The sequence below is a fragment of the Glutamicibacter sp. genome (assembly GCF_050701915.1).
Taxonomy (GTDB): Bacteria; Actinomycetota; Actinomycetes; order Actinomycetales; family Micrococcaceae; genus Glutamicibacter.
The window spans coordinates 21,087-27,527 of record NZ_JBOGEG010000042.1 but is presented as its reverse complement, the minus strand read 5'-3'; the positions used below and the strand labels follow the sequence as shown (position 1 = coordinate 27,527).

Genomic DNA, 6,441 nt, shown 5'->3' with positions numbered 1-6,441 from the left:
TTCGGCGAGCGCCCAGGGGCAATGAAGCCATAGGGCATCGGATCCGGGCTAGCCCACGGCTACGCGCAGTTCGTTGTTCCACGGGTCCCTGAAGCGAAGTTCGGCTCCGGTGTGATGGTTTTCCACCTTGGCGTATGACAGACGCTCGGCCAGCTTGCCTACTTCTTCTTCGGTCGGAACGTTGATCAGCACTTCGCCCAGGCCCAGGGTGTCCTTGCGTGGGCCGGCTCCGCGCGAGTTCCAGACGTTCATGGCCATATGGTGGTGGTATCCGCCGGCCGATACGAACAGTGCCTGTTCGCCCAGGGTGGTGGTTTCGTCAAAGCCCAGGGTGTTGACGTAGAACTGGTGGGCGGTTGCGACGTCGCCCACCTGCAGGTGCACGTGCCCTATATCGGCAGCCGCCTTGCGCTGTTCGGCGATGGCCTGTTCGGTCAGGTGGGTATTGAGGAATTTATTCGGATCCAGATAGATGGTGTCCATGGCTACCTCGCCACCGCTCCAGCTCCAGGTATCGCGCGGGCGGTCCCAGTACAGTTCAATGCCGTTGCCCTCCGGGTCGGTGAAGTAGAAAGCTTCGGATACCAGGTGATCGGAGCTTCCAACGAAACGGCTCTGGTCAAACTGGGCCGCCGACAAAACCGTTGCGGCCAGATCAGCCTTGGTGTCGAAGAGCAGCGCGGTATGGAACAGCCCCGCGTCGTTGCGCGATGGGAGCTGCAGTCCTGGCGCGTTCTGGAGGTTGACCAGTTCCTGGGTTCCGCGCCCCAGGCGGGTGCCTTCGGCTGATTCTGCCAGCACTTCAAGGCCCAGGGCCTTCTGGTAGTACTCGCTCATGGTTTTCATGTCGCCGACCTTGAGCTGGACCGCGTTCATGTGGGTAGTGGCTGCTAGTTTGTCATGCTGGAGTACTGACATGGCAAGCTCCTTTTCCAAGTGCATCGATTCCTTATTGATCACCAGCCTATCGCAAATTACTTGATGCTTCAATGAAATTTGGATGTTCAGCCGATCACAGTGAATTCTGTTTTGAAAGTTTGGCGCATCTGCATAACCTGAAGATACAACCTTTACCCCAGGATGAAACTGGGGCTCCCCCGCCCGCAGACCAAGGACCCCGCAGCCATGACCACGAAGACCGCCTGGATTTCCCTTGCGGCGGCAGGGTCGCTGGCTGCCGGTGCCGTGGTGTTCGCCAGCAGCGGCGGATCGGAAAATCGCGGTACGGTTATCCGGGTTGTCGATGGCGACACGGTGGATATCAGGGTGGCGGGCGCAGAAACTCGAGTCCAGCTGCTGAACATCGACACGCCTGAAGCCATTCACCCGGATAAAGGGGTCGAGTGCCTCGGCCAGAGACTACCGAATACCTTGAGCACGCACTGCCGGCGAGACAAAGAGTTAGCTTGGAATACGACGTGCACCGCACGGATCATGCGGGCCGGACCCTCGCGGCCGTCTATAGCGGCGATCTGCTCATCAACAGCGATATTGCCGCGCAAGGCCTGGGCGTCGCAGTCAAGTTTGAACCGGACACAAGTTTCACGAACAGGTGCTCCAAGCCCAGCGTCAAGCCGAATCCACCAAGGCCGGCCTATTCAGCACCGATATCGCCTGCACGATCCCAGCGAAGTGTTGCGATAACGCGCGCCCGCCAGGCACCCGTGGGCGTGAAACCGTTCAGTAATGGTATCTGGCCTGCAGGATTGTCACTGCTCGATCATCGGCAATATAGACCAGTCGATTAGCTTCATCGATGCGGCGTGACCACGCGCCAGCCAGGGCATGCTTCAACGGTTCAGGCTTGCCGATACCCTCAAACGGGTCACCACGCAGCACGTCCTCAATCAAGGTATTGATGCGCCTGAGCGTTTTGCGATCCTGGGTCTGCCAGTAGAGATAGTCTTCCCAGCCGACCGCCGTCCAGGTCAGCAGCCTTTCGCTCACGGATCAATAAGTCCATGCTCGGACACTTGCCCACCCCGCGCCGCTTCCAGCGCAGTAAGCAGTCGGACCGCATTCCTGGGTGAGCGCAGAAGGTAGCTCGTTTCCACCAGGGAGTCATACTCATCTTTTGACATAAGGACCGCGGATCCGCGCTTGGACATGATCTCCACTTCGGTATGGTCAAGATTGACTCGTTCGATCAAGCCGAAAAGATCGCGGCGCGCCTCACTGGTTGTGATTGCCATACCCCTCCTTAGTAGTACTAGATATGGTACCACTTTTAGCTGGTCTTGATAGACCCTAGCTCCAAGAACAGCCCGGTCCCTGTTCCCATGGGGCATCGAAGGAAATACTCAGATTTCACGGGAGAAGGGCGGCCCAAATAAAGCTGCCTGGCTTTAACCATGGGATACCCCAGCACCATTTCCTGGTGGGCACTTTATTGAGGATTGGTCTCTGCTGCTCGTGGATCCAGATCAATCAACAGCACGTTTTTACCCGCTTCAGCTGCTGCCATCGCGAGCGAAACCGCTGTTGACAAATAACGGAACAGGCCGACGAGCTCGCGGACCAGGCAGATACCGCGGTAACCCTGGGCCGCACGGCAGCCAATGCGCTCGATGCCCTTGTCCGGCAAGGCCAGCCGGTCGCCGCCACTCTGCTGGACAGCGCCTTAGCCCCGGCCTTACGGATTTATCCGCGAAGATCGATGAAACCGCTGCCCTAGAGGTGCAGCACGAACGGCGCCTGACCGATCTGGCCGAAGACCTCAAGGCCAAAAAGGACGAAACCCGCGAACAAAAGGCTCTGGGGAAGAACCCAGAGCTGAATTCCAAGGACGACGCTCGGGCATAAATGAGCCGCATGAGAATTCCTCCCCCAAGTCCCCGCAGCGCAACCCAGAGAAGAAAAAGCCTTCCAAGGAGCAGCACCCTGCAAAGCAGCCTGAATCCGAGCAGCCGGGCCCAAGGAACAAAGCAGGGCCAAACTGCGACGCTTCGGACGGGAAATCAGGGAAAGACTGCTAACTGGGCCTTGGTCACCGCGTAGCCAAGGACCGGGATTCAGTCCGACTTTACACAGGCGCAGGGTCGGCCCGGTTTTATATCGGCGGCGACCTTCCACTCACTAGGACTTCCAAGTATATTGGCTAGTGATCCACCTCACCTTGGGTTTTGGTGGTTTACCCAGAGCTACGGAAGGTTAGTTGTGAGCGTTACCGAAGAATTCAGAGCAGCCCGTGACCGTCTCCTCGAGCTAAGGGAGGATTACCACCAGGCTCGCGCCGAATTCGCATGGCCGGAATTCACGCAGTTCAATTTCGGCTTCGACTGGTTCGACCAAGTCGCCCGGGATCCGCAGCGTTCCGGACAACCAGCACTAATCATCGCCGAACTTGATGGCAGTTGCACCCAGCGGACCTGGGCCGAGCTATCGACCCGGTCCACCCAACTCGCGCGCTGGCTCAGCGACCAGGGCATCAAGCGCGGGGATTCGATCGCCATCATGCTGGGCAACCAGGTAGAACTATGGGAATCGATGCTTGCGGGCATCAAGCTGGGTGCGGTCATGGTTCCATGCACCACGCAGCTTACCCCCACCGACCTTAGCGACCGCATTGCCCGCGGCCATATCCAGTGGGTCATCACCAACGAGAGCGAAATCCCCAAGTTCGAATCGGTACCGGGCAATTACACGCTGATCCAAATTGGCGGGCTGCCACCGCAAGGCATCCTGGACTATGCCCAGTCATCCTCGGCAGAAGCGGCCTTTGCCCTGGAGACCCCGACCCGCGCCGATGAAACGCTGCTGCGCTATTTCACCTCCGGCACAACATCGAAGGCCAAGCTGGTCGAGCATACGCATACCTCGTATCCAGTCGGGCACTTGAGCACGATGTTCTGGATCGGCCTCGAACCAGGCGATGTTCACCTGAACGTCGCCTCCCCTGGCTGGGCGAAGCACGCTTGGTCCAACTTCTTCACCCCGTGGATTGCCGAAGCGACGGTCTTCATCTACAACTACGACCGCTTCGATCCAGTTGCCCTGATGAACCAGATGGATGCCCGGCACGTCACCAGCTTCTGCGCGCCACCGACCGTTTGGCGCCTGCTCATCCAGGCCGATCTCGGTGCGCTGGCCAATCCCCCGCAGAAACTGGTCTCGGCCGGCGAGCCGCTCAACGCAGAAGTCATCGACCAGGTCCACAAGGCCTGGGGGCAGGTGATCCGCGACGGGTTCGGGCAGACCGAAACCACGGTGCAGATCGCCAATCCGCCGGCAGAGCCAATCACCATCGGCGCGATGGGACGCCCGATGCCCGGCTACGAGATCGTGCTGCGCGATCCGGCCACCGGGGAAGAAGGCGACCTGGGTGAAATTTGCCTGGTCACCGCCAAGCGCCCGCTGGGGCTCATGAAGGGCTATTTCGAGAACGAGGAAAAGACCAATGAGGTCTTCCGGGACGGGGTCTACCACACCGGGGATATCGCCGAGCGGGACGAACGCGGCGTCCTGACCTACGTCGGACGCGCCGATGACGTCTTCAAGTCCAGCGACTACAAGATCAGCCCTTTCGAACTCGAATCGGTTCTGATTGAGCACCCCGGCGTGGCCGAAGCGGCCGTAGTTCCAGCACCGGATGAGCTGCGGCTGACCGTGCCCAAGGCCTACATCGTCGCGTCCGGCGGGCATGAGCCCGGACCGGAATTGGCGGAATCGATCTTGGCCTACTGCCGCGAGCACCTTTCGGCCTTCAAGCGCATCCGCCGGCTTGAATTCGCGGACCTGCCCAAGACGATCTCGGGCAAGATCCGCCGGGTGGAGCTGCGCCAGGCTGAAGAGCGCCGGCACAGCGGACGCGCCCCGGCAGGCGCCGAATACAAGGACACCGACTTCCCGAATCTCAAGGGGTAGAGACCTCGAGCATCCAGGGTGCCTTCCGGACATGGCTTCGGCAGGCGCCCTGGATTCGCCTTGCGATTAGAGCATCCAACAGATTCTTTACCCACGCGAAGTTCGAGGGCAGTGCACTTCATTCGGAGTCCACGATGCTAGTTCCTTTGGGTTTATTCCCCGAGCTTTCCCGCACCAGAAGAAATAGCCTGCCGCGCCACGCCAAACTTCCGAGAACATTGATACATTGCATCCAATGGCAACCGCCGCGAAAGCCCTGAGAGTGAGAGCATTTTCTAGTGCTGCACGTTGGCCACCAGTGCAACAAACTGCTGGGATCACTATCAGAAAGCACAGATACGCTAACGGCCCATGCTGCACGATCAGAAGAAGACAGAGAAGCAGAATAGACGCTGCACAACGATTAGCTAAAGCGGATGTTGAACCGTTCAGAGACATTCAGCAGATCCCGATCGTCTGCGTGTATCTTCCGGCCCTCGCTTGCGAAGACCAGTTCGTTGTCGAGCCCGTCATCGGTACGCCTCATCCAAAACGCCCAACAGTTACCGACCCCGTGGCGGGAAGTGAAGCGGATCCCGTCCGCGAAGCTACCATCGTGGAGCCGCAAGTTGCGCAACCTCGTGGAAATCAAGGTGGTGAGTTTGCGATCTGCTCCGAGCAGGTGAGATAGGTCAACGGCGTTCACACCACAGATATTGGCAATTTCGGAGCCAAAGTTCCGGTCGATATAGGCCAGCGAATGCGCTGTGTTCAGGTCGAACCACAGTAGGTCGGTCTTGCTCGTCAGCTCGTAGAGCCGGCGGCCTTCGCGCCAATTTCTGGGAAACGTTCCGGGTTCATCGTGCCCCAGCGCTTTCTGCTCCTCGATGTGTAAAGCATGGGCCTCTGCCTGTGTGATGTTGAACAGTTCTGCCATGAAGTCGATGGCAGTCCGGGAATTACGGTCCAGCCGGTAACCGTAAAGGCATTCAGTAAAGGCGCCCTGGCGCGTGGACGCCGCGTACAGAGTACGGCCGGTTGTGTCATACCTGTTCCATACTCCGACGTCATCAGGGAAGAAGTAACCCCGCTTCGGGGGATTAATCGCACCGTAGCTTTCAGCTGCGATGCGGAAGCCAGTCAGGGGTTCGCGCACAATGCTTGGCTGACCGTCCACTTCTTCCGATGTGCCGTTCATTATCCGTTGTACCCCCCTGAGGACATGGCCTCGGCTGCATCGATCACAGCCTTGAACCGATCCTGGTAAATGGCTTCGACGGGTGAAATCTCGTCGAGCCAGGGATTAGCGCCGAGGAACCATTGGCGAGCTACCTGTTCTCCATCAACATCCGAGACCATCATCCACGCACGGTGAGCTAGCAGAATACGAGCCTGGGACGCATCCGAGGGGACCGTTCCGTTCTCCTTTTGCCAGCGGTAGCTTGCTTTAGGGTCCTTCGCGCCCGCTATCGCCGAAACCATTGCTGCTCCGAGGGACGCGTTCAATCTCCGCACAATCTCGCGGAAATCCATGCGAGACGTTTCCGCGTGAGCCGTTCCAATCGTCGTTGTGATTCCCATCTGCAGGCCTCTTGCCTT

The 6,441-nt window shown here is 58.9% G+C and carries 9 protein-coding genes; 3 read left to right on the top strand and 6 right to left on the bottom strand.

Going from position 1 to position 6,441, the window contains the following annotated elements; translation table 11 throughout:
- Positions 1-48: 48 nt before the first annotated feature.
- Positions 49-918, bottom strand: a complete 870-nt coding sequence (locus ACRDT3_RS17045; RefSeq protein ID WP_431494124.1) for a VOC family protein — start codon at positions 916-918, stop codon at positions 49-51.
- A 207-nt stretch (positions 919-1,125) separates the two neighbouring features.
- Here ACRDT3_RS17045 and ACRDT3_RS17040 point away from each other — a divergent pair, with 207 nt between their 5' ends.
- Positions 1,126-1,644 carry a thermonuclease family protein gene (locus tag ACRDT3_RS17040; RefSeq protein ID WP_431494123.1) on the top strand — a complete coding sequence of 173 codons (519 nt, stop codon included), beginning with the start codon at positions 1,126-1,128 and terminating at the stop codon, positions 1,642-1,644.
- Between the two features lie 36 nt (positions 1,645-1,680).
- On the opposite strand, the gene ACRDT3_RS17035 is transcribed toward ACRDT3_RS17040, so the two are convergent.
- From ACRDT3_RS17035 to ACRDT3_RS17025, 3 genes are all read right to left on the bottom strand, one after another.
- Positions 1,681-1,947, bottom strand: a complete 267-nt coding sequence (locus ACRDT3_RS17035) for a Txe/YoeB family addiction module toxin (protein ID WP_431494122.1) — start codon at positions 1,945-1,947, stop codon at positions 1,681-1,683.
- Positions 1,944-2,192, bottom strand: coding sequence for a type II toxin-antitoxin system Phd/YefM family antitoxin (locus ACRDT3_RS17030; protein ID WP_431494121.1), 249 nt, complete (start codon positions 2,190-2,192; stop codon positions 1,944-1,946). Before ACRDT3_RS17030 ends, ACRDT3_RS17035 begins: the two co-directional genes overlap by 4 nt.
- A gap of 194 nt (positions 2,193-2,386) precedes the next feature.
- Positions 2,387-2,584 carry a hypothetical protein gene (locus tag ACRDT3_RS17025; RefSeq protein WP_431494120.1) on the bottom strand — a complete coding sequence of 66 codons (198 nt, stop codon included), beginning with the start codon at positions 2,582-2,584 and terminating at the stop codon, positions 2,387-2,389.
- Positions 2,585-2,676: 92 nt separating this feature from the next.
- Here ACRDT3_RS17025 and ACRDT3_RS17020 point away from each other — a divergent pair, with 92 nt between their 5' ends.
- Positions 2,677-2,802 carry a hypothetical protein gene (locus tag ACRDT3_RS17020; RefSeq protein ID WP_431494119.1) on the top strand — a complete coding sequence of 42 codons (126 nt, stop codon included), beginning with the start codon at positions 2,677-2,679 and terminating at the stop codon, positions 2,800-2,802.
- A gap of 354 nt (positions 2,803-3,156) precedes the next feature.
- The gene (locus tag ACRDT3_RS17015) at positions 3,157-4,863 is read left to right on the top strand and encodes an AMP-binding protein (protein WP_431494118.1); all 1,707 of its coding nucleotides are present in this window, start codon (positions 3,157-3,159) and stop codon (positions 4,861-4,863) included.
- Between the two features lie 403 nt (positions 4,864-5,266).
- Here the strand turns inward: ACRDT3_RS17015 and ACRDT3_RS17010 are convergent, their stop codons facing one another.
- Positions 5,267-6,040 carry a hypothetical protein gene (locus ACRDT3_RS17010; protein ID WP_431494117.1) on the bottom strand — a complete coding sequence of 258 codons (774 nt, stop codon included), beginning with the start codon at positions 6,038-6,040 and terminating at the stop codon, positions 5,267-5,269.
- Positions 6,040-6,324, bottom strand: coding sequence for a hypothetical protein (locus ACRDT3_RS17005; protein WP_431494116.1), 285 nt, complete (start codon positions 6,322-6,324; stop codon positions 6,040-6,042). Before ACRDT3_RS17005 ends, ACRDT3_RS17010 begins: the two co-directional genes overlap by 1 nt.
- Between the last annotated feature and the right edge of the window lie 117 nt (positions 6,325-6,441).

Excerpts from the sequence above, each read along its gene's own strand:
- ACRDT3_RS17045 (WP_431494124.1), bottom strand. The coding sequence starts at position 918 with ATGTCAGTACTCCAGCATGACAAACTAGCAGCCACTACCCACATGAAC.
- ACRDT3_RS17040 (WP_431494123.1), top strand. The coding sequence starts at position 1,126 with ATGACCACGAAGACCGCCTGGATTTCCCTTGCGGCGGCAGGGTCGCTG.
- ACRDT3_RS17030 (WP_431494121.1), bottom strand. The coding sequence starts at position 2,192 with ATGGCAATCACAACCAGTGAGGCGCGCCGCGATCTTTTCGGCTTGATC.
- ACRDT3_RS17005 (WP_431494116.1), bottom strand. The coding sequence starts at position 6,324 with ATGGTTTCGGCGATAGCGGGCGCGAAGGACCCTAAAGCAAGCTACCGC.
- ACRDT3_RS17010 (WP_431494117.1), bottom strand. The coding sequence starts at position 6,040 with ATGAACGGCACATCGGAAGAAGTGGACGGTCAGCCAAGCATTGTGCGC.